Annotated in this window: 26 protein-coding genes; 15 read left to right on the top strand and 11 right to left on the bottom strand. The window is 72.7% G+C overall.

All coding sequences use genetic code 11. From position 1 onward, the window contains the following. The first annotated feature begins 20 nt into the window (after positions 1-20). The 4 genes from ABTW95_RS19330 to ABTW95_RS19315 are packed head-to-tail and all read left to right on the top strand — an operon-like array spanning position 21 to position 4,717. The gene (locus ABTW95_RS19330; protein ID WP_396446127.1) at positions 21-893 is read left to right on the top strand and encodes a branched-chain amino acid ABC transporter permease; all 873 of its coding nucleotides are present in this window, start codon (positions 21-23) and stop codon (positions 891-893) included. Continuing rightward, positions 893-2,773, top strand: a complete 1,881-nt coding sequence (locus tag ABTW95_RS19325) for a branched-chain amino acid ABC transporter ATP-binding protein/permease (RefSeq protein WP_396446128.1) — start codon at positions 893-895, stop codon at positions 2,771-2,773. The genes ABTW95_RS19330 and ABTW95_RS19325 overlap by 1 nt, the downstream gene beginning before the upstream one ends. Continuing rightward, complete coding sequence (locus tag ABTW95_RS19320; RefSeq protein WP_396446129.1) at positions 2,770-3,459, top strand: ABC transporter ATP-binding protein; 690 nt, start codon at positions 2,770-2,772, stop codon at positions 3,457-3,459. The genes ABTW95_RS19325 and ABTW95_RS19320 overlap by 4 nt, the downstream gene beginning before the upstream one ends. Position 3,460: 1 nt before the next feature. Then, the gene (locus ABTW95_RS19315; protein ID WP_396446130.1) at positions 3,461-4,717 is read left to right on the top strand and encodes an amidase; all 1,257 of its coding nucleotides are present in this window, start codon (positions 3,461-3,463) and stop codon (positions 4,715-4,717) included. Positions 4,718-4,775: 58 nt separating this feature from the next. Here the strand turns inward: ABTW95_RS19315 and ABTW95_RS19310 are convergent, their stop codons facing one another. After that, on the bottom strand, positions 4,776-5,213 hold the full coding sequence (locus tag ABTW95_RS19310; protein ID WP_396446131.1) for a Zn-ribbon domain-containing OB-fold protein: 438 nt from the start codon (positions 5,211-5,213) through the stop codon (positions 4,776-4,778). Further along, complete coding sequence (locus ABTW95_RS19305; protein WP_396453909.1) at positions 5,210-6,349, bottom strand: thiolase C-terminal domain-containing protein; 1,140 nt, start codon at positions 6,347-6,349, stop codon at positions 5,210-5,212. Before ABTW95_RS19305 ends, ABTW95_RS19310 begins: the two co-directional genes overlap by 4 nt. Before the next feature lie 276 nt (positions 6,350-6,625). On the opposite strand from ABTW95_RS19305, the gene ABTW95_RS19300 reads away from it, so the two are divergent. From ABTW95_RS19300 to ABTW95_RS19270, 7 genes are all read left to right on the top strand, one after another. After that, positions 6,626-7,393 (top strand): GntR family transcriptional regulator, encoded by a 768-nt coding sequence (locus tag ABTW95_RS19300; RefSeq protein ID WP_396446133.1) that lies wholly within the window; start codon positions 6,626-6,628, stop codon positions 7,391-7,393. Between the two features lie 357 nt (positions 7,394-7,750). Further along, positions 7,751-8,554 carry an enoyl-CoA hydratase/isomerase family protein gene (locus ABTW95_RS19295; protein WP_396446134.1) on the top strand — a complete coding sequence of 268 codons (804 nt, stop codon included), beginning with the start codon at positions 7,751-7,753 and terminating at the stop codon, positions 8,552-8,554. Beyond that, positions 8,551-10,920, top strand: coding sequence for a CaiB/BaiF CoA-transferase family protein (locus ABTW95_RS19290; protein ID WP_396453911.1), 2,370 nt, complete (start codon positions 8,551-8,553; stop codon positions 10,918-10,920). Before ABTW95_RS19295 ends, ABTW95_RS19290 begins: the two co-directional genes overlap by 4 nt. After that, entirely contained in the window at positions 10,914-12,143 is a 1,230-nt protein-coding gene (locus ABTW95_RS19285; protein ID WP_396446136.1) for a PrpF domain-containing protein, read from the top strand. The genes ABTW95_RS19290 and ABTW95_RS19285 overlap by 7 nt, the downstream gene beginning before the upstream one ends. 182 nt (positions 12,144-12,325) lie before the next feature. Next, on the top strand, positions 12,326-12,835 hold the full coding sequence (locus ABTW95_RS19280) for a nitroreductase/quinone reductase family protein (protein WP_396446137.1): 510 nt from the start codon (positions 12,326-12,328) through the stop codon (positions 12,833-12,835). Between the two features lie 207 nt (positions 12,836-13,042). Continuing rightward, complete coding sequence (locus ABTW95_RS19275) at positions 13,043-13,630, top strand: rhodanese-like domain-containing protein (protein ID WP_396446138.1); 588 nt, start codon at positions 13,043-13,045, stop codon at positions 13,628-13,630. After that, positions 13,627-15,909, top strand: a complete 2,283-nt coding sequence (locus tag ABTW95_RS19270; protein WP_500226977.1) for a TSUP family transporter — start codon at positions 13,627-13,629, stop codon at positions 15,907-15,909. The genes ABTW95_RS19275 and ABTW95_RS19270 overlap by 4 nt, the downstream gene beginning before the upstream one ends. Here the strand turns inward: ABTW95_RS19270 and ABTW95_RS19265 are convergent. Beyond that, a complete protein-coding gene (locus tag ABTW95_RS19265) occupies positions 15,888-16,550 on the bottom strand; it encodes a TetR/AcrR family transcriptional regulator (RefSeq protein ID WP_396446140.1) in 663 nt (220 codons plus the stop codon). The genes ABTW95_RS19270 and ABTW95_RS19265 overlap by 22 nt on opposite strands. 59 nt (positions 16,551-16,609) lie before the next feature. Here ABTW95_RS19265 and ABTW95_RS19260 point away from each other — a divergent pair, with 59 nt between their 5' ends. Beyond that, on the top strand, positions 16,610-17,185 hold the full coding sequence (locus ABTW95_RS19260; protein WP_500226976.1) for a TetR/AcrR family transcriptional regulator: 576 nt from the start codon (positions 16,610-16,612) through the stop codon (positions 17,183-17,185). 141 nt (positions 17,186-17,326) lie between these two features. Here the strand turns inward: ABTW95_RS19260 and ABTW95_RS19255 are convergent, their stop codons facing one another. Both ABTW95_RS19255 and ABTW95_RS19250 read right to left on the bottom strand, forming a co-directional pair. Beyond that, complete coding sequence (locus ABTW95_RS19255; RefSeq protein ID WP_500226975.1) at positions 17,327-17,602, bottom strand: metal-sensitive transcriptional regulator; 276 nt, start codon at positions 17,600-17,602, stop codon at positions 17,327-17,329. Positions 17,603-17,617: 15 nt separating this feature from the next. After that, positions 17,618-17,986 carry a thioredoxin family protein gene (locus ABTW95_RS19250; RefSeq protein WP_500226974.1) on the bottom strand — a complete coding sequence of 123 codons (369 nt, stop codon included), beginning with the start codon at positions 17,984-17,986 and terminating at the stop codon, positions 17,618-17,620. A gap of 117 nt (positions 17,987-18,103) precedes the next feature. Between ABTW95_RS19250 and ABTW95_RS19245 the strand changes: the two genes are divergently transcribed. Beyond that, on the top strand, positions 18,104-18,355 hold the full coding sequence (locus ABTW95_RS19245; protein ID WP_500226973.1) for a hypothetical protein: 252 nt from the start codon (positions 18,104-18,106) through the stop codon (positions 18,353-18,355). Continuing rightward, a complete protein-coding gene (locus tag ABTW95_RS19240) occupies positions 18,352-18,729 on the top strand; it encodes a DUF302 domain-containing protein (RefSeq protein ID WP_396446145.1) in 378 nt (125 codons plus the stop codon). The genes ABTW95_RS19245 and ABTW95_RS19240 overlap by 4 nt, the downstream gene beginning before the upstream one ends. A gap of 398 nt (positions 18,730-19,127) precedes the next feature. Here the strand turns inward: ABTW95_RS19240 and ABTW95_RS19235 are convergent, their stop codons facing one another. Beyond that, positions 19,128-19,505, bottom strand: a complete 378-nt coding sequence (locus ABTW95_RS19235) for a CBS domain-containing protein (protein ID WP_396446146.1) — start codon at positions 19,503-19,505, stop codon at positions 19,128-19,130. A gap of 65 nt (positions 19,506-19,570) precedes the next feature. Beyond that, positions 19,571-20,230, bottom strand: a complete 660-nt coding sequence (locus ABTW95_RS19230) for a TetR/AcrR family transcriptional regulator (protein WP_396446147.1) — start codon at positions 20,228-20,230, stop codon at positions 19,571-19,573. A 268-nt stretch (positions 20,231-20,498) separates the two neighbouring features. Here ABTW95_RS19230 and ABTW95_RS19225 point away from each other — a divergent pair, with 268 nt between their 5' ends. Continuing rightward, positions 20,499-21,791, top strand: a complete 1,293-nt coding sequence (locus ABTW95_RS19225) for a hemolysin family protein (protein WP_500226972.1) — start codon at positions 20,499-20,501, stop codon at positions 21,789-21,791. A 322-nt stretch (positions 21,792-22,113) separates the two neighbouring features. Here the strand turns inward: ABTW95_RS19225 and ABTW95_RS19220 are convergent, their stop codons facing one another. The 4 genes from ABTW95_RS19220 to ABTW95_RS19205 form a co-directional block, all read right to left on the bottom strand. Beyond that, entirely contained in the window at positions 22,114-22,476 is a 363-nt protein-coding gene (locus ABTW95_RS19220; protein ID WP_396446149.1) for a hypothetical protein, read from the bottom strand. 394 nt (positions 22,477-22,870) lie between these two features. Then, complete coding sequence (locus tag ABTW95_RS19215; RefSeq protein ID WP_396446150.1) at positions 22,871-23,122, bottom strand: DUF1876 domain-containing protein; 252 nt, start codon at positions 23,120-23,122, stop codon at positions 22,871-22,873. Between the two features lie 106 nt (positions 23,123-23,228). After that, the gene (locus ABTW95_RS19210) at positions 23,229-24,083 is read right to left on the bottom strand and encodes a universal stress protein (RefSeq protein ID WP_500226971.1); all 855 of its coding nucleotides are present in this window, start codon (positions 24,081-24,083) and stop codon (positions 23,229-23,231) included. 143 nt (positions 24,084-24,226) lie between these two features. Next, positions 24,227-25,126, bottom strand: coding sequence for a universal stress protein (locus ABTW95_RS19205; RefSeq protein WP_396455121.1), 900 nt, complete (start codon positions 25,124-25,126; stop codon positions 24,227-24,229). Between the last annotated feature and the right edge of the window lie 30 nt (positions 25,127-25,156).

Below are 25,156 nucleotides of genomic sequence, written 5' to 3'. Positions count from 1 at the left end.
CAAGGAGTCGGTGAGTCACCGTGCTCGCACTATCAGTGATCATCAGCGGGATCGCGTTCGGCCTGGTGATCGGACTGCTGTCGTTCGTCCTCGTCTTCCTGAACAAGACGACCGGTGTCGCGAACTTCGCCGCCGGCAACATCGGAATGTTCGAGACGTTCATCGTCTACCGGATCTACCTCTACCAGGGAGACGCGTACGTGGCGGCAGGGCTCGGGCTCGCGCTGAGCGTGCTCTTCGGCGCCCTGCTCTACCTGGTGGTGCTGCGGCCGTTCAGCAGCGCGGGCACGGCCAACATCCTGGTCCGGACCGTGGCGCTGTACCTGCTGCTCGCGGCGATGGCGAACGTGTTCTTCGGAAAGCAGCAGCCGTACACGTTCCCCACGCTGCTGCCCAAGGGCGGGGCGTCCCTCGGCGGGATCGTCATCGCCTGGTCCGACCTGATCAGCGTGGGCCTGGTCGTCGCCATCGGCGCCCTGTTCGTGGCGATGTTCCGCTTCACCGACCTGGGGCTGCAGTTCCTCGCCGTCGCGCAGCAGGCGCCGATCGCGCGGCTGCTCGGCGTCCGCGTGGGGCGGTTGTCGGCCATCGCCTACATGATCGCGGGCCCGCTGGCGCTGCTCATCGGCCTGCTCATGGCGCCGAAGCAGCTGCTGTTCTCCCAGATGATGGACCCGATCCTGCTGTACGCGTTCGCGGCGGCCGTCGTCGGCGGCTTCACCAGCCTGCTCGGCACCTTCGCCGGCGGGATCGTCATCGGGGTGGTCACCAACCTGGTCTCCACCTACCTCGGCGGCGACCTGGCGCTCGCCAGCGCGCTGGCGATCATGCTGGTCACGCTGGCCGTCCGGCCGAACGGGCTGTTCGGGACCGCTCAGGTGGCGAGGCTCTGATGCTGGCACGCGCACGCGAGAACGTGGGATGGCCCCTGCTGGGCATCCTGGTCCTGCTGGGCCTCGCGCCCCTGGTCGTCACCGAGGTGAGCATGCGGTCCGTGCTCGTGGTCGCCATGATCTACGCGATCGGCGCCGTCGGGCTGGACGTGCTGACCGGCTACTCCGGCCAGTTCTCCTTCGGGCAGTTCGTCTACTTCGCCATCGGCGCGTACGTCATGAGCTCGCTCCGCGAGTTCGGCGGGGTGCCCTGGCCCGCCGCGCTGGTGATCGGCGTCACCGCCGCCGGGGCGGTGGCCGCGCTGGTGGCGTCCGCCCTGGTCCGGCTGCGGTTCTTCGGCTCCGCCGTCGGCACCTTCTTCCTCGGCGCCGTCGCGGTCGACCTGCTGAGCGGGAAGCGGCTGGAGCAGTGGACCGGCGGCTCCAACGGGCTGGTGGCGCCGCCGGTGTCGCTCGGCGGCATCGACCTGAGCTCGGGGATGGGCCTGTACTTCGGCGCGCTGCTCGCGCTGACCGCGTCCGCACTGGTCTGCCTCCGCTACACCAGGACGAGGGCCGGAATCGCCTCCCGGGTGATCAAGCAGAACGAGGTCGTCGCCGCGGTGATGGGGATCCGGGTCGTCCGGGAGAAGGTGCGGGCGCACGTCCTCGCCGGATCGGTCGCGGGCCTCGGCGGCTGCATGCTCGCGATCAACCTGGGCTACCTGTCGCCCGAGACCTTCCACGTCACCCACTCGATCATGCTGTTCGGCATCGTCGTGGTCGGCGGGCTCGGCAGCATCGGCGGCCCGATCGTCGGCTCGGTGTTCTTCTTCGTCGCGACGTACGCGCTGTCCCTCATGTACGACGGGGTGTCGGAGCTGTTCTTCGCGCTGATCCTGCTGGCGATCGTGATCTTCTTCAACGGCGGGCTGTACGACCTCGGCGAGCGGGTGGCGCGGCTCGTCCGGACCCTTGCGGGCCCGTCCCTGCCGTCCCGGGCCGGGCGGGCGGGAGGCGGACCCGGTTCACCGGCCGGGGCGGCGGCCGGGCGGGACGCCCGGGGCGCGGGCGAGCCGCAGGCGTCCGGCGGGCCGGACGGGGCGAAGGTCATCCGCGGTGCGAGCGACGACGTGCTCCTGCGGCTGGAGGACCTCACCGTGCAGTTCGGCGGCGTCAAGGCGCTGGACGGCGTCTCCCTCGACGTGCGCCGCGGCGAGGTGCACGCGATCATCGGGCCCAACGGCGCGGGCAAGACCACCCTGCTCAACAGCATCAGCGGGGTCCAGGCGCCCTCGTCCGGAACGATCGTCCTCAACGGGCGCCCGCTCGGGAACCTGTCGGTCTCGTCCCGGCGCAAGCTCGGCATCTCCCGGACGTTCCAGCACCCCTCGCTGGTCGGGGACCTCGACGTGCTGGGCAACGTCGCGATCGGCGCCTACGAGAGCCACGACGGCACCGTCTGGACGGAGCTGGCGGGCACCCGGCGGAAGCGGCGCCTGCAGCGGCGGGCGCGGGCGCGGGCCGTGGCGGCGCTCGAAAGGCTGGAGTTCCCACGCGCGCGGTGGCACGTCCTCGCCGACGACATCACGATGGGCGAGCAGAAGCACGTCGACATCGCCCGCGCCATGGGCGGCGAGCCGACCCTGCTGCTCCTCGACGAACCGACGGCCGGCCTAGGGACGGAGGAGATCGCGTCGGTCGCGAAGGCGATCAGAACGGTCCGCGACTCGGGGGTGTCCATCCTGGTGATCGCCCACCATGTCGGGTTCGTCCGGCAGGTGGCCGACCGGTGCACCGTCCTGGACTTCGGGAAGGTGCTGGTCTGCGAGACACCCGGGCAGGTGCTCCAGGACCCGCGGGTCAAGGAGGTCTTCATGGGAACGGGGAGCAGGCGGTGACGTCGTCGGGACTGGTCGTCGAGGACCTGTACGTCAGGATCTCGGGAGCGCGCATCATCGAGGGGCTGTCGCTGTCGGTGCCGGTCGGGGAGATCGTGGGGCTGGCCGGGCGCAACGGCGCCGGCAAGACCACCACGCTCCGCGCCATCTCCGGGATGGCCGGCCGCAGCGGCGGGTCGGTCCGGCTGGACGGGCGGCCGCTGTCCACCAGGCCGGAGAACGTCGCCCGCGCCGGCGTCGCCCACGTCCCGGAGGGGCGGGGCGTTTTCGCCGACCTGACCGTGGACGAGAACATCCGGCTGGGCATGCTCGCCGGCCGCGGGCGAGACGAGGGGCTGCGGCGCAGGCTGGAGGAGGCGTTCCCCGCCGTGGCCCGGCTGCGGGACCAGAAGGCCGGGCGGCTGAGCGGCGGCGAGCAGCAGATGCTGGCGCTCGTCCGCGGCCTGGTCAGCCGGCCGAAGATCCTGCTGGTCGACGAGATGAGCCTCGGGCTGTCGCCGCGGGCGCTGCGCACCGCGATCGAGACGCTGGTCGCGTTCGGGCGGGCGGAACGGGTCGGCATGCTGATCGTCGACCAGAACAGCCGGATGCTGGAGGAGCACTGCGACCGGATGTTCCTGCTCAAGGACGGGCGCGTCGAGCCGTGGAGAGCCGCGCCCGAGGCCGCCTCGGCGTACTTCGACTGACATGGAGAAGGAAGCTTCCCCGCGGGGAGCCCGGGGGGTCCCCGGCGGCGAGGGGCCGGTGACGCGGTCGGTGGCCCGCTCGCTGCGGGTCGTCCGCCGCCTGGAGCCGAGGGTCCGGGCGTGGGCGCATCTCGACGAGCGGGGCGCCCTGGAGCGGGCCGCCCTGGCCGACCGGCGGCCGGCCGGGCCGCTGACCGGCGTGGTGGTCGGAGTGAAGGACCTCGTGGACACCGCCGGCATGCCGACGTCGTACGGGTCGGCGATCTACGCGGACCACCGCCCGTCCGCCGACGCCGACATCGTGACCCTGCTCGGGGACGCCGGGGGCTTCGTCCTCGGCAAGACGGTGACGACCGAGTTCGCGCTCATGACCCCCGGCCCGACCAGGAATCCGTGGCGGCTGACGCACACGCCGGGGGGCTCGTCCAGCGGCTCCGCGGCCGCCGTCGCGTGCGGCATGGCGGACGTGGCGGTCGGGACCCAGACCTACGGGTCGCTCATCCGGCCGGCCGGCTTCTGCGGGGTGTGGGCGTTCAAGCCGTCCCGGGGCAGGGTTCCGGCCGGCGGGGTGAAGCCGCTCGCGCCGAGCTTCGACCAGGTCGGCTGGTACGCCGGGTCGCCGGCGCTCCTCGTGGTGGTGAACCGCCTGGTCACCGGCGCGCCGCCGGTCCGGTCCGCCTCGTCGCCGCCGCGTCTCGGCTTCCTGGACGTGTCGTCCTGGCCGGGGCTGGAACCGGAGGTCCCCGCGAGCCTGGCGAGGCTGCGGGAAGTGGTGTCGCTGCGCGGCGCCACCGTGGTCGACCTCGACCTCTCGGACCTGCTCCTGCGCACGGGAGAGGCGCATCACACGGCGGCGTCCGCCGAGATCGCGGAGAGCCTGCGGCCGGAACTGGAGCACCACCGCGAACTGCTCTCCGCGCCGCTACGGGACTTCCTGGCCGAAGGCGCGGCGGTCGGCGCGGCGGACCGGGATGCGGCGCACGCGGCGCTGCGGGAGCTCGGCGCGAAGCTCGCCGCGGAGCTGGAGGCGGTGGACGCGCTGCTGCTGCCGTCCGCGACGGGTGAGGCGCCGAGCGGGCTCGCGTCGACGGGCGATCCGGTGTTCTGCTCGCCGTGGACGGCCGTCGGCTTCCCCGCGATGAACCTCCCCGGCGCGGTCGGCGCGACCCGGTTGCCGATCGGCTGGCAGCTGGTCGCCGGACCGGACCGGGACGACGCGCTGCTGAGGTGCGCCCTCTGGCTCGCCAAGAGGGCGTGAACGCCGAGCCGCCGCGAGATCACCCGCGCCCCCGGGCGGCGATGCGCCCCCCGGGGGGTCAATCCCGGTCGTCGATGCGCCAGCGGATGAACGTCACGTCCTCGTTCACCGCGTCGAACACGCCTCGGACGCGGGCGCCGACGCGGAGGGCCTCCGCGTCCCCCTCCATCAGCCCGTACATCTTCCGGCCGGCGTCCAGCTCGACGAGGCCGACCGCGTAGGGGACGTCCGCGGCGAAGGCGGGGTCGAGCGCCCGGTGGTAGACGGCGAAGCTCCACAGCCGCCCCCGGGCGGGGAACTCGCGCCATTCGCGCCCGGTGTGCTGGCACTCGGGGCAGACGGGTTCGGGCGGCCACTGCAGGTAGGAGCAGTTCGTGCAGCGCGGCAGGACGAGCCGCGACTCACGGGTCGCCGCCCAGAACGGCGCCGTGAGCGGATCGTCGACGTCGGGAAGCGGCTTGGCGTGGACGGGATGCGTCTCGGCGGTGTCGGTCATGCGGAGTCCCGGGTGGAGAGGAGTGTCGCCGCGCCCTTCCAGAAGTCATGTGTCTGTGCGTGAAGGGCCAGCGTGGCACCGTCCACCTGACGGTCTCCGCACTCTCCCCGGAGCTGGCGGACGGCCTCGTACAGATGCATCCAGTTGTGCGTGTAGCTCTCCGAGAGCTGCCCGCCGTGCGTGTTGACCGGCAGCGACCCGCCCGGCCTGGTGCGCCCCTCGGCGAGGAACGGGCCGGCCTCCCCGACACCGCAGAAGCCGTACCACTCCAGCATCTGCAGCACCCAGACCGATGTGCCGTCCTGGAGGTACGCCACGTCGATGTCGGCGGGGCCGACACCGGCCGCGGCGTACAGCCGCTCGGCGATGTCGCCGAGCCAGGGGCGCATGAGCTTGTCCTCGTTCTGCTCGTTCCGGATGGCCGACTGCTGGGCCGTCGAGAGCAGGTGCACGGGGGCGGCGCGGCAGTCCCGGGCCCGCTCCGCGGACGTGACGACGACCGCGGCGCCGCCGTCGGAGATCAGCGTCAGGTCGGGGCGGCGGAGCGGCTCCACGATGTACGGGTGGCGGAGGTAGTCGTCGATCGTCATCGGGTCGCGGAAGACGGCCCGCGGATTCAGCCGCGCCCACTCGCGCTGCGCGACCGCCACCCACCCGAGCTGCTCCTCCGTGGTCCCGTACAGGTGCATGTGCCGCCGGAAGGCCAGCGCGGCCGGACCGGCCACGTGCACCAGCCCGGCGAGGCGGAGCCAGTCGGCGGCACCGCCGATCGGGCGGGAGAAGCCGATTCTCGCGCTGCGCGCGTTGGTCCCGAAGGTGAGCAGTACGGTCGTGGCGAGCCCCGCCTGGATGGCCATCGAGGCCAGATGGAGGGAGAAGCCGCCCATCCCGTAGTCGAGGGTGGTGCTGAACGCGGGATTGATCCCGAGCAGAGGCCCCATGCTCTCGTCCGTGCCGTGCGCGGTGAGCGGCGCCTTGCAGGTGATCAGCCCGTCGACCGCGAGCTTGTCGAGCCCCGCGTCGGCCAGCGCGAGCACCGCCGCGCGCACGGCGATCTCCTCGGGCGACTCCCCGGGGATCTCGCCCTGCTCCGTGGCGCCCACCCCTACGATCGCGGTGCGTGCGCGCGTTCCCACCTGCCGTCTCCCATCGCTCTCCGGGTGAACCGGTCCCCAGCCGTCCGGCATGGATTGTCTGACCATCAGACATTATGCGCTATGTCCGGGAAGTGCAATCCCGCCGCCGGGTGATCGGCCACAGGCCCGCGAGCCGCGGGACTTCCGGCACCCGTCGTCCGCACGGCGCTCTCTCTTCCGATATCGTCCAAGAAACAGGAGTTGGTCTGGCCGTCCGACAGATGGGCCTCACGGCCCGCGCGGCGGCGTTCCGCATCGCGCAGGAGGAGTCCGGTCATGGCGGAGCAGAACAAGCCGGGGGGCGGGAGTTCGCCGTCCGCGACCGGAATGGGGCTGCGCGCGCCGATCGGCCGGGTGGCGGCGCCGCTGCGCGACCAGGTGCTCGAGGTCGTCCGCGAGGCCATCCTCGACTTCCGGCTCCGGCCCGGGCAGCGGCTCATCGAGCGGGAGCTGATGGAGCAGCTCAGCGTGTCCCGCGCGACCGTGCGCGAGGTGCTCGCGCAGCTGGCGTCCGAGGGCCTCGTCACCAACATCCCGCAGCGCGGCGCCATCGTCAGCGTCCTGACGACCGACGAGGCAGCCGACATCTACGAGATGCGCGTCGCCCTGGAGGCCCTGGCCGTCCGGCGGTTCGTGGAGCGGGCCACCGAGGAGCACATGGCGCGGCTGCGGGCCGCCTTCGACCAGCTCGAGGCGCTCAAGGACGGCGGCAGCGGCGAGGAGCTCGCGCAGCTCATCGCCAAGGACGAGTTCTACAAGGCCCTGTTCGAGGGCGCCGCGAGCCCCCCGCTGACCCAGATGCTGGGCAGCCTGCAGGGGCGGCTGCGGCGGCTCCGCTGGACGTCCCTGTCCGCTCCCGGGCGGCTCGAGCGGACCATCGCCGAGATGCGCATCCTGGTCGAGGCGATCGAGGAGCGGGACGTCAGCCGGGCCATGGCCGCCTCGGACATCCACGTCCGCAACGCCGCGGCGATCGCGCTGGCGCGGATGGCGGAGGCCGACGGCACGGCGGACGGCGCAGGCGAGGCGCAGGGCGGCGCGTGACGGCTCCCGCGGCACCGCACCCGAGCCGGACGGTCGCGTAACCGCTCCTTCGGGCCGCCGCATGACAGCGTCCTGCACGCGTACATCCGCTTCCGGGACGGCAAAGTGTCTGACATCCGCCCCGCGGTGTCGACGGGTGTCGATGGGCCCACGACGGCCGGCCCGACCCCGCGGACACCCAGCACCGAGCGGCGCCCATCCGCAGCTCATGGGCGTTGAACTTCCCATTTCCCGTCTTTCGCGGGCCTCGGCGCCACCGTGTCCACGGCAGCCTTGACGGGTGCCGTCCCGCGAGGCAAAATGAAGGAACTTCGTCTGACTGTCAGACAATATTCTGAGGCATCGGAGGGGCACGGCGTGGCGGAACCAGACCAGGAGACCTCCCCGAGCATCCTCGTCTCGGAGGCCGGGGAGGGGATCGTCCGCATCACCCTCAACCGGCCCGAGAAGCGCAACGCCCTCGACGCGGCGGCGCGGCAGGCCCTCATCGCCGCCCTGGACGCCGCCAGGGCCACGGCGAAAGTGATCATCCTGGCCGGCGCCGGGACCGCGTTCTGCGCCGGCATGGACCTCAACCAGCTCGCCGAGGGCGGCACGGACCAGGAGGACGAGCTGAACGCCTCCTGGCTGCGGGTGCAGGAGGACATCCGGCACCATCCCGCGATCGTCATCGCCGCGGCGCGCGGATACGCGCTGGGCGGTGGCTCCACGCTGATCAACGCGAGCGACCTCGCGGTGGTGGCGGAGGACGCGCAGATCGGCATGCCGGAGATCGGCTTCGGCTTCTACCCGGGCCTGGCCGGCCCGGCCGCTCAGCTCAGGCTGGCCCCGAAGCGCGCCGCCTGGATGATCCTGACGGCGAAGCGGATCGACGGCCGCACGGCCGTCGACTGGGGGATGGCCAACCTGGCGGTCGGCGCCGACGAGGTCGACGGCGCGGCGCTGGAGCTCGCCCGCCACATCGCGCGGTTCGACGCCGTCGCGCTGGAGTGGTCGAAGAAGGCCCTCTGGCACATCCCCATGCACGTCAGCGAATGGCGGACGGCGCTCGAATTCGGCGCCTACACCAACGCCCAGATCCACGCGCGGACCGACAGCCACCGCCAAGGGCTGGAGAACTTCACCGCGGGCCGCCCGAACCCGGGCCAGGGGGCGGCGTGACCACGACCGAGCCGACGCGCCTGCGGGTCGTGGAGATCGCCGGCGGCGTCGCGGGCGCGGTCTGCGGCCGGCTCTTCGCCGGGCTGGGCCACGACGTCGTCCGGTGCGAGCCGGAGGGCGGCGACCCGCTCCGGCGCCGCCCTCCGCTCAACGCCGCCGGGACCGGCCTGGAGTTCGTCGCGCTCAACGCCGGCAAGAGCGCCGTCGCCGCCGGCTCCGGCGACGACGGCGCCCGGACCGTCCGCCGGCTGCTCGGCCTGGCCGATGTCGCCATCCTCGATCTCACCCCGGACGCCGCCGCCGAGCTCGGCCTCACCCCCGACGCGGTGCGGCGGCGCCGGCCCCGCCTCGTCACCGTCTGGATCACCGGCTTCGGCCGCGACACCGCCTACCGCGACATTCCCGGCGACAGCCTCCTCGCCGAGTCCTACGGCGGCCTCGCCACGATGATCGGCGAGCCGGACCGCCGCCCGCTGAGCCTCGGCGGCGAGCAGGCCGCGCACTGCGCCGGCGTGACCGGGTTCCTCGGCGCCATGCTGGCGCTGCGCCGGCGGGACGCCGGGCACGGGGGCGACCTGGTCGAGGTGGCCATGTGCGACGTCGTCGCGTACATGGACTGGAAGAGCGACATCGTCCAGTCCATGACCGGCCGCCCGCCCATGAGGTCGGGGGCCGACCCCGGCGACTGGCGGCTGGTCCGGGCGCGCGACGGCTGGGTGGGATTCATCTTCCAGCAGAAGCACTGGCCTCAGGTCGTCGAACTCGTGGGGGCGCCCGGCCTGAAAGACCCGCTGCTGGCGGACGAGTCCGTCCGGCAGGCCCGTGCGGCCGAGTGGTGGCCGATCGTCGAGCAATGGGCGGCGGAACGGTCCGCAGAGGAGATCTACCGGGAGGCGCAGCGGCTCGGGCTGCCGTTCGGGTGGACGCCCCGAGCATCCGACCTCGTGCGCTCGCCGCAGCTGCGCCACCGCGGATTCATCGCGCCCGAGCCGGATCCCGGCGGCGCGGCCCCCGCCGTGGGGACGCCCGTCCACACGGCCGGGCTGCCGTGGCGGTCGGGCACCGCCCCCGCGGCCGCGCGCCGGGTTCCCGTGACCTGGACGTCCCGGACGCCGGACGCCTCCCCCGAGCCCGGCGCCGCGGGGGACGCCGCGCCGCTCAGCGGGATCGTCGTGCTCGACTTCGGCACGATCACGGCGGGCGCGGCCGTCACCCGGCTCCTGGCCGACTACGGCGCGACCGTCCTGAAAATCGAGTGGACGGACCGGCCCGACACCTTCCGCTCCTGGAAGATGCCCGACCCCGGCGACGGGTCCGCGCCCCCGGCATCGCCGTACTTCCCGTCCAACAACGTCGGGAAGCTCGGCGTCGCCGTCGACCTCAAGACCCCCGAGGGGCGCCGGGTCGTCCACCGGCTGGCCCGCCGCAGCCATGTCCTCGTGGAGAACTTCCGCGTCGGCGTCACACGGCGGCTGGGCATCGACGCCGCGACGATCCACGGGATCAACCCCGATCTGCTCTACCTGTCGCTGTCCAGCCAGGGCCAGGACGGTCCGGAGGCGGGGAACAGCTCGTACGGGTCCACCCTGGATCTGCTGTCCGGTCTCGCGTCCGTCACCGGGTACGAGGCCGGCCGTCCGCTCTGGTCGTCCTCGGACGTCAACTATCCCGACCAGCTGGTGTCCCTGTTCGGCGCCGCCTTCCTCGCCTACTGCGTGCAGCAGGGGATCAAGGGCGTGCACCTGGACGTCTCCCAGCGCGAGGTGGTCAGCTGGACGCTGGCGGCCGACATCGCGGACTACCTGGTCAACGGGCACGACGCGGTGCCGCGCGGGAACCGCCGCCCCGGCCGCACCCCCCACGACACCTATCCCTGCGCCGTCCCCGGCACGTGGATCGCCGTCTCATGCTTCACCGACCGGCACCGCGACGCCCTCGCCTCCTGCGTCACGTCCCTCCGCGGTCACGACGAAGCCTGGTGGTGGTCCCACGAGGACCTCGTCGACACCGAGGTGACCGCCTGGACGCGGCGGCGGACCAGGCGGGAGGCGCTCGCCGAGCTGCGCGCCGCGGGCGTCCCCGCCGTGCCCGTCCTGGACGCGGCCGACCGGCGCGCCGAGCCCGGCTTCGCCGCGCGGCGGGTCGTCCTGCCCACGGCCCGCGGGCCGGTCAAGGGCCTGCCGATGATCTTCCACGGGTACACCGCGGAACCGGACCTCACCGCGCCCGCCCTGGGCGCCCACACCCGGGCAGTGCTGCGCGACCTGGGCGGAATGCCCGACGATGAGATCGACGACTTGGAAGAACGCGGCGTCGTCCACTGCGCGCCGGACCGCGTCCACGAGCCAAGGAGCGCCCAATGGTGACCCTTTCAGCCACATCGAGCGGCGAGCTGCAGTCCGTCCCCGCAATGCTGATCCGCGGCGGCACCAGCCGGGGCGTCTACCTCCTCGAAAGCGATCTGCCCGCCGACCGCGCGCTCTGGGGCCCGTTCCTGATCGCGCTGTTCGGGGCACGCGACGTCCGGCAGCTCGACGGCCTCGGCGGCGCCATGCCGACGACGAGCAAATGCTGCATCGTCGGCCCGGGCTCCAGCCCCGGCGCCGACGTCGACTACACCTTCGCCCAGGTCGGCATCGGCGAGCCGAAGGTCTACTGGGATTTCAACTGCGGCAACCTGACGCCCGGCGTCGGCACGTACGCGGTGCTCAAAGGGCTGGTCCCCGCCCGCCCGGGAACGACCAGGGTGCGGATCAACCAGACGAACACCCGGATGCTGCTGAACGTCGACGTGCCGACGGCCGACGACGGCAGCCTCCTCATGGACGGCGATCTGGAGGTCGCCGGGGTCTCCGGGACGGCCGCCCCCGTCCGCACCGACTTCTCCGCGACGGTCGGCGCCTCCCTGGGCGGTGGCCTGTTCCCGACCGGCAACCGCTCGGACGTCCTGGACGTCCCCGGCGTCGGCGCGGTCACCTGCTCCATCGTCGACCTGGCGAACATGTGCGTGTTCTTCCCGGCGGAGCAGGCCGGCCTGACCGGCTACGAGACGTTCGACCAGGGTCCGGACGTCGTGGGCGCCTTCATCGCCGTCCGGCAGTCCGCGCAGCGCCTGCTCGGCGTCGACCCGCGGAAGACGACGCCGTGGCCGGTCGCCGTCGCCCCGCCCGCGTCCTACACCACGGTGAGCGGCGGGAAGCTCGCCGCGGGCGCCTACGACTTCGCGGTGCGGTTCGCCGGCATCCAGCCGATGCGCGACACCATGCACGAGGCGTACCCGGGGACCGCGAGCTGCTGCACGGCCGTCGCGGCCGTCGCGCGCGGCACCGTCGTCCACGACCTCTACGCCGCGCGGCCCCACGAGGACGGGACCGTGCTGATCGGCCACCCGTCCGGCACCATGCGCGTCGAGGCGAAGGTGCGCGAGGACGCGGGCGAGTGCGTCGTCGAACACGCCGCCTTCGCCCGCACCGTGCGGCCGATCATGAGCGGCGAAGCCTACGTCCGAAGGTCCGACCTGGCGGCACTGGCCGAAGAGATCGCCCCCGAAGACCTGACCCGCAGCGGCCCGCCCCCCGAAATCCGCTGACCCGCCGAGCCGCCTGCGGACTGAGCCCGGCATGGGCGCGCTGGTCTGTCCGGGACCTTCGGCCCTGCCTCCGTCTCACGCCGGTCTCCATCCTGGATTCACGTGGAGTGGAAGGGATGGCCAATGCGTGCGATGACGGGGACGAAGGGGTCGGCGGAGCAGCGGCGCGACGGGGGGCGGTCATGACCGCCCCGGTTCAGGCCACCGGGGGCAGCCCCTTCCGCCGGTTCAGCCGCTGGATGTACCGGGAGGGGCGGCCGAACGCGCTGGCACGCGTCCTGAACCGTATCGGCGCGCTGCATTTCGGCAGCGGCGTGCTGGCCCCCAGCCGGTGGGCGACGCTGGAGGTGCGCGGCCGCCGGACGGGGCGCACGATCTCGTTCCCCGTGGTGATCGCCGACTACGACGGCGAGTACTACCTGGTGTCGATGCTCGGGGACGACACCAACTGGGTCCGCAACGTCCGCGCGGCGGACGGCCGCGCGGTCCTGCTCAGGAGGCGCCGCCGGGCCGTCCGCCTGGTCGAGGTCTCCCCCGGCCTCCGCGCCCCGATCCTGCGCCGCTACCTGGAACTGGCACCGGGGGCCCGGCCGCACATCCCGGTGGACCGGCATGCCCCGCTGGCGAGTTTCGAGCAGGTCGCGGCCCGGTACCCGGTCTTCCGCATCACCCTCGACCGTCCCGGCGCGTGACCGCGGGCCCGGCCCCGGCGCGGCGGCCGGCGGCCGTGCGCGCCGGACGTCCGGCGAAGGGCCTGTAGCCGGGTCGCGCGGGAGTAGACACCCCCGGGGGTATTTGGCAGTTCAGTCGTTCGTGGGCTACTTTGGCGCCCGTGGATACCCCTGGGGGTATCTGCCGCGGCCGGACGGCCGCGTTCTCCGCCGACTCGAAAGAGGACCATGAACGAGCTGCCCGCGCGGCTGGACGCCGCGAGCCTGCGTGCCCGGCTGGACGGTCCCGCGCCGCCCCGCCTTCTCGACGTGCGAACGCCGGGAGAGTTCGCCGCCGGCCACATCCCCGGCTCCTACAACGTGCCGCTCGACATGCTCCGGGAGCACCGCGACGAGCTGTGCCGGCACCTGGACGAGGACGTCGTGCTCATCTGCCGCTCCGGCGTCCGCGCCGGGCAGGCGGAGCGGGCGCTGGCCGGGGCGGGGCTGCGCAACACCCGTGTGCTGGAGGGCGGGATCGCGGCCTGGGAGGCCGCCGGGGCGCCGCTCAACCGGGACGGCCGCAACCGCTGGGATCTGGAGCGCCAGGTCCGGCTCGTCGCCGGGACGATCGTGCTGGCGGCGGTGCTCGGCAGTGCGGCCGTGCCCGGCTTGAAGTGGGCGGCGGCGCTCATCGGCGGCGGGCTGGCGTTCGCGGCGCTCACCAACACCTGCGCGATGGGGATGCTGCTGGCGAAGCTGCCCTTCAACCGCGGCGCGAGCTGCGACCTCGGCACGATCAGCGCGCAGCTGGCGGGCGAGGAACGAGCGGCATGACCCTCGCGCTCACGCTCGCCGCGGCGGTGCTGATCGGGGTCACGCTGGGGATGCTCGGCGGGGGCGGTTCGATCCTCACCACCCCGGTGCTGATCTACCTGGCCGGCGTCGACGCCAAGCAGGCGATCGCCATGTCGCTGTTCGTCGTGGGCGTGACGAGCGTGGCGGGGGCCGTCCCGCACGCGCGGGCCGGCCGGATCCGGTGGCGCACCGGGCTGCTGTTCGGCTCCGCGGGCATGGCCGGCGCCTACGCCGGAGGGCGGCTGGCCGCGTTCGTCCCCGCGAACGTGCTGCTGATCGCCTTCGGGGTCATGATGACCGTCACGGCCGCGGCGATGCTCCGCGGCCGGAAGGAGATCGAGCCCGGTCACGGCGCCGGTAAGAGGCCGCTGGCCAGGATCGTCCTGGAGGGCGCGACGGTCGGCCTGGTCACCGGGCTGGTCGGCGCGGGCGGCGGCTTCCTGGTCGTGCCCGCCCTCGCGTTGCTGGGCGGCCTGCCGATGCCGGCCGCCGTCGGCACGTCCCTACTGGTCATCGCGCTGAAGTCCTTCGCGGGGCTTGCGGGGTACCTGCAGAGCGTCCACATCGACTGGACGCTCACCCTGTCGGTCACCGCGCTGGCGGCCGCCGGCGGCCTGCTGGGCTCCCGGCTGGCCGGAAGGGTCGATCCCGAGCGGCTGCGCAAGGCCTTCGGCTGGTTCGTCCTGGTGATGTCCGTCTTCCTGGTCGCGCAGGAGCTTCCCGCGCGGGCCAGGCCCTTCTTCCTGGCGGCCGTCGCCCTCGCCGCCCTCGCCGCCCTCGTCCGGGCCCTCGCCTCGACCGCCCGGCGGTCCCGGCACAGGGCCGCCGACCGTGATCTGCGAAAGGAACCCGTAGCGATGCAGACGCCCATGTACTTCGCCCAGCACTACCTGGAGTGCCTGTCCCAGGCGTCCTACCTGATCGGCGACAAGCGGACCGGACGCGCCGTCATCGTCGACCCGCGCCGGGACGTCTCCGAGTACCTCGACGACGCCGCGGCCAACGGCCTGCACATCGAGGGTGTCATCAACACCCATTTCCACGCCGACTTCATCTCCGGCCACCTCGAACTGGCGGCGCGCACCGGGGCGTGGATCGGCTACGGCGCGCGCGCCGAGGCCGAGTTCCCGATCCGGAAGCTGCACGACCGCGAGCGGATCAGCCTCGGCGACGTGACCCTGGAGATCATGGAGACGCCGGGGCACACCCCCGAGTCGATCAGCGTCCTGGTCTTCGAGCGCTCCGGCGACAGCACGCCCTACGGCGTCCTGACCGGGGACGCGCTGTTCATCGGCGACGTCGGCCGCCCGGACCTGCTGGCCTCCATCGGCTTCAGCGCCGACGAGCTCGGCCGGATGCTCTACGACACCGTCCAGCGCAAGCTGATGGCGCTGCCCGACCAGACCAGGCTCTTCCCCGCGCACGGGGCCGGCTCCGCCTGCGGCAAGAACCTGTCGGCCGAACTGCAGTCGACGATCGGCGCGCAGCGGCTCACCAACTACGCCTGCGTGCCCATGGGCGAGCGGGAGTTCGTCGACATCGTCACCGAAGGCCAGCCCCCCGCCCCGAACTACTTCGGCTACGACGCGATCCTCAACCGCAAGGAGCGGGAGGTGCTGAAGGTCGAGGAGCACCTGCGGGAGCTGCCGCTCGGCGACGTCCTGGCGCGCCGCGACGCCGGCGCGGTCGTCGTCGACGCCCGCGACCCGCAGGAGTTCGCCGCCGGGCACCTCGCCGGCTCGATCAACGTCCCCGCCGACGGCCGGTTCGCCGAGCAGGCCGGGATGCTCATCGAGCCCGGCCGGGAGATCGTCGTGGTCGCCCCCGGCGACCGCGCGGAGGAGATCATCACCCGCCTCGCCCGGATCGGCCTGGACACGGCGGCCGGCTACCTGGCGGACCCCGAGGACGCCTTCGCGCGGGCGCCCGAGGGGAGCGTCGCCCGAGCCGAGCGGATCACCTTCGCCGAGCTGCGCGAGGAGCTCGACGGGCCCGAGCCGCCGCTGATCATCGACGTCCGCAACGCCGGCGAGCTGGCGGACGGCTCCATCGAGGGAGCGGTCAACATCCCGCTGGCCGAGCTGCCCGGCCGCCTGGACGCCGTCCCGGCCGCCCGGCGGATCGTCGTCCACTGCGCGGGCGGCGTCCGCTCTTCGGCCGCCGCGAGCCTGCTGCGCCGGGCCGGCCGCGCCCGGGTCGCCGACCTGATCGGCGGCTACGGCGCCTGGGCCGCCGCCTACGCCCCGGCCGGGGCCTGACCGGCGCCCGCCCCGCCCTGCCGGGCCCGCCCCCGGCAGGGCGACCCGGCCCGGGGGAGATCGCCCGTGAGGTACCAGTCCAGGGCGGGTCCGACGGCTCGCGCCACCTCCTCGCGGGACGCCCCGGCCAGCGGCTCGAACTCCAGGACGTAGCGGGCGACGACGAGGCCGCAGATCTGCCCCGCGATCAGGGACGCGCGCAGGGGAAGGCCGACGGGCGGCGTCGCCGCCGTCCGCGACAGCGCGTCCGTCAGGACCGGCAGGACGATCTGCCCGGCCAGCCGCGCACCCGGCTCGCCCGACATGGCGCTGCGCAGCAGGGTCCCCGCGGCGGCGCCGTCGCCCTGCTCCCAGAGCGCGAGGAAACGTTCCACCAGCTCTTCGCCGGACGTCTCCGGACCGTCCGCGAAGGCCCGCGCCAGCAGATCGGCCGGCGGCAGCGCGTCGTGGACGACCGCTCTGAACAGCCGTTCCTTGGTGCCGAAGTGGTAGTGGATCAGCGCGGGGTCCACGGCGGCGGCCGCTGCGATCCGCCGGACCGTCACCGCGTCGTAGGCGCTCGCCGAGAACGCGTCGCGCGCGGCCGCCAGGATCGCCGCCCGTGTGGTCGACTCTCCCGGGCGCCTGCCGATGCGTGCCATGGCGGACCCCCTTCCCGCCGTCGCCGCCGCCGCCGGCGTCCTCTGCTAGTAAGTGAGGTGTGCCGACCCGACCGCCCATCCCGCGCGAGCGCAGCGACGTCCGGCGGAACCGCCGTGCGCTGCTGGAGGCCGCGGCCGAGGCCCTGGCGCAGAACCCCGGCGCGTCGATGACGGACGTGGCGCGGGCCGCGAAGCTCACGCGGGCGACGCTGTACCGGCACTTCGGCAACCGCGCCGAGCTGATCGACGCGATGCGCTCCGAACTGCTCGAGCGCGCACGCCTGGCGCTCATCGACGCCCGGCTGGACGAAGGTTCCGCCCTGGACGCCCTCCGCCGGGCCGTCGACGCCCTCGTCCCTCTCGGCCTGCGCTTCCGGGCGATCCTGGCCGAGGGGAACGTCCTGGATCCGGAGTTCGTGCGCGAGCGCGCCGAACTCCTCGCGCCCGTGCTCCGTGTCATCGAACGGGGGCAGCGGGACGGCGCGCTCCGAGCCGATGTCCCCGCCACGTGGGTGCTGACCGTGATGGCGGCGACCCTCGCCGCGGCGGTCGGGACTTCGCCCGCGCCTCCCGGCACCGCGATCGCCGGTCTGGTCTACAGCACGCTCATCGAGGGCGTCGCGGCAGCGCGCTGAGCCGCGCCTCACCGCGGGCGCGCCGGGCGGCACCGGAACCGGCATCGCCCCGCCTCCCATCGCGCCTTGACCGAGAGCATCAGCATCCGAGCAAAATGATACATATGTGTCTCGTTTTACAGGTCACGTGGGCTCGCCGCGTCAGGCGAGCGTGAGGAACAGCCTCTCCAGCCGGGCCCGGTCCAGGCCGGCCTGCTCCGACCCGCCGTCCTCCTCGCGGGCCGCGCACTGCTCCAGGCCGGTCGCGATGATCTTGAATCCGGCCCGGTGCAGGGCGTGGGAGGCGGCGGCGAGCTGGTTGATCAGGTCGGCGCAGTCGCGGCCCTCCTCGATCATCCTGATGACGCCGCCGATCTGCCCCTGCGCGCGGCGGAGCCGCAGGGCGACCTCGGCCAGGGAGTCCTTGTCCGGCTCCATCGCCGCCGCCCCTTCTCAGGCGCTGTGCCGGTGCTCGGCGACGCGGCGGCGCACGTCGTCCATGTCCACGGCGCGGGCGTCCTCGATCAGCTTCTCCAGGTCCGGCTCGCGCAGCGCGCCGGGCTGCGCGTACAGCACGACCCGGTCGCGGATGATCACCAGGGTCGGGATCGAGGAGATCTGGAAGGCGCCGGCCAGCTCCTGCTGGGCTTCGGTGTCGACCTTGCCGAACACGATGTCCGGGTACTTCTCGGAGACCCGCTCGTAGACGGGCGCGAAGAAGCGGCAGGGCCCGCACCAGCCGGCCCAGAAGTCGATCAGGATCATGTCGTCGCCGGCGAGGACGTCCTCGAAGTTCTCGCGCGTCAGTTCGGTCGTGGCCATGCTGGTCTCCTCCACCTTCCTGAATACCCCTACGGGTATTGCAACATCGCCTCTTCCTCCTTGATTCCGCGTTGCCATATACCCGTAGGGGTATAGTGGAAGCATCGGGGAGGGATCATGACCGCTGGACGACGAAGCCATCCGGCCCCGCCCGTCGGCGTACGGGCCGTCCTCGCCGTGGTGGCCCATCCGGATGACGAGTCCTTCGGGCTGGGCGCCGTCCTGCCCGTCCTCGGCTGGACGATCCCGCAGGAGGTGGCCGAGGCGCTGAACGCCGAGTTCGGCACCGGCTTCATCGGGCGCGCAGGCCGCCGGGCCGGTGCTCGGGCCTACGACAACGAAAGGACGATCCCGTGGATTACGGCATGACCATCAGACTGCGTCAACCGTTCGCCGAGGCCGTCGAACGGGTCAGGGCGGCGCTCAAGGAGCAGGGATTCGGCGTGCTCACCGAGATCGACGTGCGCGCCACGCTGCAGGAGAAGCTCGGCGAGACGATGGAGGACTACCTCATCCTCGGTGCCTGCAATCCACCGCTCGCCCACCGGGCGCTGGGGGTCGACCGGCGGATCGGCCTGCTGCTGCCCTGCAATGTCGTCGTCCGGTCCGACGGCGGCGACACCCTCGTCGAGGCACTGGACCCGCAGGTCATGGCCAAGGTGAGCGAGCAGCCCGGCCTCGAACCGGTCGCCGATGAGGCCGCTGAGAAGCTCACCGCGGCGCTGGAGTCCCTGCGCGGCTGAGCCCGCCGGCGATCGGCGCGCCCGTCCCGGCCGGGGCGTGGACTCGACACCCGGCCGACCGGTGCTCCCGGCCGCGTCGTCCCATGCTCCCCAAGTTCCGGCCGGCCTTCCGGCCAGGCGGCGATATCGGCCTTTCGTAGCGGAGTCCCGGTTCCGGAGCCGGTGCGGGCCGGTCCGGAACCGGGAGTCGATGGTTCGGGAGGATCGCCGCCTTCCGCGCCTCCCCAGGAGGCGCTCGACCGGACATCGGCCTGGCCGGCCCTCTCTCCCCTTCATACCCCCGGAGGTATCAGGGAGCAGCGTAACCGAGACCCGAGCCGATGCACAAATACCCCTAGGGGTACAGGGGAATCCGCGGGGTGAGCCCAGCACGGCCCAGGCCCGGTCGGCGGAGGACGTCACGACGTCCAGATCTCCAGAGCGAGCAGATCGCGCATCGAGACCATGCCGACTACGCGGCCGCCCTGGTCCTGGACCGGCAGGTGGCGGATTCCGTCATCCAGCATCCGCCGGGCCACGTCTTGCACGTCCTCCTCCAGCCCAGCGGTCCTGATCTGCGTCGACGCGTATGCCTCGGCCGGCTGCGCGGCCGGTTCGGCCGAAGTCGCCAGTGCCCCGACCAGGTCGCGTTCGGTGATGATGCCGAGGACCTGGTCGCCGTCGACCACCGCCAGGGCCCCGATCTCGTTGTCCTTCATCCACCGCGCCACCTCACCGAGCGGCTCATCGGCTCGGCACCCGAAGACCATCGGGCGGTAAACGTTGCTGATCCGCATTTCCCTACTCCCCCACCTTCGTTCGGTCATGCCTTTTCATTTGCCGGAATCCGCGCGCACGGCGGTCATGGAGACGCCGGATTGCCCGAGCCCGATGTCTGGAGGACGCGGTCGATCAGCAAGTGCAGGTGGGACCGGAACCGGGCGACCTCCGGCAGGGCCAGGGTGTCCCGGTGGCCGTGCGGGCACGCGGTCGTGCCGCGCCACGGCGTAGGTTGATCATCGTGGTTGGGCACGCCGTAGGTGACGAACCCGGTCGTCGCCCATGCCACGGTCCACAGCATGTAGTCGATGTCCACGTCCGAGGGGACCATCGGGCGCACGGCGTCGGCGACCATGTCGGTCAGCGGGCGCTCGTATTTCGACTCCAGGTCGGCGCTGCCGGCCGCGTCCCCCACCCACCGGTGCAGCCACAGGCGGGCCACGTGGGGATGGGACAGGTGGAAGTCCAGGTAGGCGTCGGCGAAATCGCGCAGCCCTCCCGCGGTCATGCGCAGGGATTCCACCGCGTCCTCGAGCATCGCCTGCTCCAGGGTGTGCGCACGCCGCATCACCTCGTGATAAAGATCCAGCGTGCCGCCGGTCAGGTCCAGCAGTGCGGCGGTGTCCACGCCGGCCGCGCTGGCGATCATCGCGCCTGTGGTGCCGTCGAAGCCGAGGTCGGCGAACAGGCGGGTCGCGACCTGAATGATTCGCTCCCGTTCAGAATCCGCACCTGAGCTCATACCGACGCCCTATACCCGCCAGCCTGGGCACTGCACGTCGACCATTGCTCCCACACCGGCGGGTGACCATACGATTAAGTAAGTCACGATCTACGTTGGTTTCATCCATGAAAGTTTCCACGTCCCGCCTGAGAGCGGACACAAGGCAAAAGAAGATCTGAACTTCTCTTACCGCCGCGATTGCGTGCACGCCGGCGGCCCGGCGGTGCGCCGACCCGCACGGTTAGCGTTGGGTCGCGGGCCCACCAATGCGAGCCGGGGGATGATCGTGGCCGAATACTGGTCCAGTGCGGTGCTGATCGGTGTGCTGGTCGCCCTCAACGCCCTGTTCTCGGGCAGCGAGATCGCGCTGGTCTCCGTCCGCGAAAGCCAGCTGCGGCGGCTGGAGCGGCGCGGTGCGGCGGGTGTCCGCGCCTTGGCCCGGCTGGAGCGGGATCCGAACCGCTTCCTGGCCACCATCCAGATCGGGATCACCCTGGCCGGTTTCCTGGCCTCCGCGACGGCGGCGGTGTCCCTGGCCGAACCGCTGGCGCCACGGCTGGCCTTCCTCGGCGGGGCCGCCGAGACGACCGCGGTCGTGCTGGTGACGGCGGCCCTGACCTTCATGACCTTGGTGTTCGGGGAGCTGGCCCCGAAGAGACTGGCCATGCAGTACGCCCAGCGGTGGGCGTTGCTGGCCGGCAGGCCGCTGGACGTGCTCGCGACGATCTTCCGGCCCGCGGTGTGGGTCCTGGGCAAAGCCACCGATGCCACCGTGCGGGTGCTCGGCGGCGACCCGCGGGCGTCCGGCGGCCAGGTCGGCTTCGAAGAGCTGAAGGACCTGGTGATCGAGCACCGCGGACTGAGCCGGGAGCAGCGCCGGATGATCAGCGGCGTCATGGAACTGCACGAGCGGATGCTGCGGGAGATCGTGGTCCCCCGTACCGCGGTCTTCACCCTCCGGGCGGACGCCCCGGCCGCCGCGGCCCGCACGGCGCTGGCCGCCTCCGGGCACTCGCGCGCCCCGGTGCTGGCGTCGCCGAGCCCGGAGGACGTCGTCGGCGTGGTCCACCTGCGCGACCTGCTCACCCAGGAGGGAACCGTGGAGGACGCCGCACGGCCGGCCGTCATGTTCCCCGACACCCTCCCGATCGCCGAGGCCCTGCGCAGATTCAAGGCGGAGGGGCAGCAGTTCGCGCTGGTCGTCGACGAGGGCAGCGCGGTGAGCGGCATCGTCACCATGGAAGACCTGCTGGAAGAGATCGTCGGGGAGTTCTACGACGAGACCGACCGCGACCTCGTGAAAGCTCAGCGGTTCTCCGACGGATCGCTGCTGCTGCAGGGCACGTTCCCGCTGCACGATCTGCCTGATCTCGGGGTGGAGCTCGTCGATCGGCCCCAGGGCGAGTACGCCACGATCGCCGGGCTCACCCTGGCCGCTCTCGGCCGCATCCCCGACCGCCCCGGAGACCGGGTCGACCTGGGCGAATGGACCATAGAGGTCACCGGCGTCGACCACCACGCCATCACGGCCGTCCGGCTCCGTCCCCGGAGCGGACCCCGAACGGACGGCGAAGAATGATCAAGGTCGACGCCGCGCAGCCGTTCAACCCGCTCCCGGGCACCCCGCTCGGTATCAGCGGCTTGCAAGCGGCCCAGGCGCAGGGCCGCCTCACATGCGCACAGGCAAAGGGAAAGCGGGAGAAGTCCTCCGCCGCTTAGGCAGCGTTCCGAGCTGGACGGTGCGCGGTCTCCCGCTTCTCCGTCCCTTTCCTTGGGCTTCTCCCGCCCAATTCCATTCCACTCCGCAGACCCCTGCTCAGGCAGGGACCAAGGTCCCCGATCGGGGGGCGGCTCCCGCGTGCGCCCGTCGTGCGCGGAGACCACCGCCCGGACGATCACCATCACCGAGGGCGGCGGATAGCGAGGACGGTGTTGTTCGGGAGTGAACGCACGGTGAAGTGGGCGGCCGAGAACTGGGCTGGACGGAAGTGGATGTCGTTCCACGTCCATGCGTCCGTGCCGGCGCGCAGGACGAATACGTCGATGGGGCCGTAGCGGGTGTGCGCGGCGGCTTGCGCGAAGGCGTCCGTGTCGGAGACGGCCGCGAGCGCGGCAAGGGTGGTGTGGCGGTCGTCCCAACGGGTGGTGCTGGAGGCGGCAGTGCGGTCGACGGCGATGTAGCCGGGCCAGGGCAGGAAGGCGAACAGCCGCTCGTCATAGGACAGCGTGCGGGGCGCGGCGCCGCGTCCGAGGACGCCGGTCACCGCCTTGCGGATCGGTCCGACGGGGAACCAGCGCGTGACGGGCCGTCCTCGAAAAGCACGCCAAATTCCCCGGTTCGGCGCGCATTTCATCCACCGGCTTTCGAATCCCGGCTTACCGCCAACCGCCTCGGTTATTCAGCGGGATTCCGGGGAGACGCGGAATTTCCGTGCTTCGTGGGCCGCGCGGCGTCCAAGCCGATCAGCAGCCGTGTCACGGCCAGGACGACGGCGAAGCCCGCCGCGGTCCACAGCACCGGCTCGGCCGGTGCGCCCAGCGAGATGGCCCCCGACGCGGCCGCCGCGCCGAAGGCCGCGAGCGCGACATGCCACCGTCCCGCCGGCCTGGCCGAGACGGCCGGACCCGAGGGCCCGGCCGTCCTGCCGCGCCCGGTGCTCATGCCGGGCCCGCGAGCTGAGCGATGTCCTCACTGGCGACCCCGTGCAGCCGGTCGGCCAGGTCCGCCAGGGCCCGGCCGGCGGCCAGTTCCTCGCCGATCTCCGGGACCTCCCGGTCGGCCGGGTTGCGGCGCGCCCGGCCGTAGCCCACCGTCTTCTTCTCGCCGCCGGTGAACAGCACCGCGCGCGCGAGGGTGTCCGTGCCGTCCTCGCTGATGTAGAGCTCCACGCTCCACTGCTTGGTCTCCATCACGACCTCCTTCGCTGGCCGTTTCCAGCTCCATCCTGGGAGAACGCCCACCGGGAGGGCAGGGCCGGAGGTCCCGCGGCCGTCGAGGCGAACGGCCCGGCTCCCGTCACTGGGAGCGGCCGACGACCGCGACCGGGCATTCCGCGTGATGGATCGCGCCGTGGCTGACGGAGCCGAGGCTGGACACGCCCAGCCGGTGATGGCGGGCGCCGACGACCAGCAGATCAGCCGCCCGCGACGCCCCGGACAGGACGGACACCGGGTGCCCGAGGAGCACCTCGTTCACCACCTCGACCAGCGGATACCGCTCGTGCAGCGGGGCGTAGGCCGCGATGATCCTCGCCCGCCTCTCGTCGTTCATCCGCTCCTCGTCGATGGAGTACCCGGACTCGGCCAGGCTCGCCGAGATCTGCCAGGTGTGCACGACGCGGAGCCGCGCCCCGCGGACGGCCGCGGCGTCGAAGGCGTACTCGAGCACCTCGCGGGCCCGCTCCCCGAAGTCGTATCCGGCCACGACCTCCCCGCGGCCGCCGGCCGCCTCCCCGCGGACGATCACCACGGGGACGTCGGCGTGCCCCGCCAGCCGCAGGCCCACGGACCCGAGCCGCAGGCCGGGGAAGCCGCCGCGACCCCGGTGCCCGACAACGATCTCGAACGCCTTCTCCGACTCGTCCCGCAGCGCGTCCGACACCGAATTGACCACCAGCGCCGTCGTCACCGGCAGTTTGGGCCACTTCGCCTTCACACGCCTCTCGGCCTCCAGCAGGACGGCGCGGCCCGCCCGCGACACGCGCTCCGACTCATCGGGCGGAACGAACCGCTGGACCTGATACGGCCAGATCTGCGCCGCGTGCACGATGTGCAGCGGCCGGTGGCGCATCATCGCCTCGGCGGCCGCCCAATCGACGGCGCTCCCCGCCGCCGCGGATCCGTCCGTCCCCACAACGATCGGTGCGGACATGGTTCCTCCAACGATCGGTCATGTCCCCTGGCCACTTCCACACGTACGAGAGCCGGCAGGTGGGGACTAGGGACCAAGGTCCGGCATCGGCCGAGCCCTTCGTTGACTGCGCGCGGGCGGGTCGAGCGCCGCGCTCTCGCCGGTCACGCGCCCGGACGCTCCCCGTTCTGGACGCCGCCGCCCGCGGAGGCGTGGACGACGGCCACCGGGCAGGGCGCATGGTGGATGAGCGCGTGGCTGACCGAGCCGAGCAGCAGGCCGCGGAAGCCCCCCAGTCCGCGCGAGCCGACGACGAGGAGCCTCGCCTCGGCCGCCGCGTCCATGAGGACCCGCCGCGGGAACCCGGTGACGATCTCGATGCCCGCCCGCACGCCCGGATGGCGTTCGCACAGCGGGCCCATCAGCCCCGTCAGCCGCGCCTCGGCTGCGGCCCGCATGCCGGCCTCGTCCACCAGCGGCGGCAGCTCCCTCGCGGGTACCGGATCCCAGGCGATCACCGCGCGCAGCGGGAGCCCGTGGGCGTCCGCCTCGGTGAAGGCCGCGGCCAGCGCCGCCTGGGACGCCGGCGAGCCGTCCATCCCGACCACGACGTGTCCCGCTCCCCGCTCCGGCTGCGGGCGGTCTCCGCGGACGATCACGACCGGGCACGACGCGTGCGCGGCCACCTGCGCGCCGACCGAACCGAGCGCCAGGCCCGCGAATCCCCCGGCGCCCCGCGGGCCCAGCACGATCAGATCGGCGCTCCCGCTCGCCTCGATCAACCGGGCGGCGGCCGGCGCACGCGCGAGCACTCCCCGCACCTTGAGGTCGGGCGCCGCCTTGCGGGCATGCTCGATGCCCGCGTTCAGGATCTCCTGGGCCTCCGCCCGCGGATCGACCGCGGGCAGAGGGGCGAGTCCGCCGGCGCGGACGTCCCACGAATGCAGCACGGTCAGCGGCAGGCGGCGGGCCCGGGCCTCATCCGCCGCCCAGTCCAAGGCCCGCGCGCTTCCCTCGGAGCCGTCGTATCCGACGAGCAGACCGGAGATGGGTTGCTCGCTCATGTGTCCTCCCCGATGTCGATGGGTCCGTGT

Source organism: Spirillospora sp. NPDC127506, assembly GCF_040302145.1.
Classification (GTDB): Bacteria; Actinomycetota; Actinomycetes; order Streptosporangiales; family Streptosporangiaceae; genus Spirillospora.
Note: the sequence above shows the minus strand (reverse complement) of the source record. Positions and strands in the feature narration are given on the sequence as shown.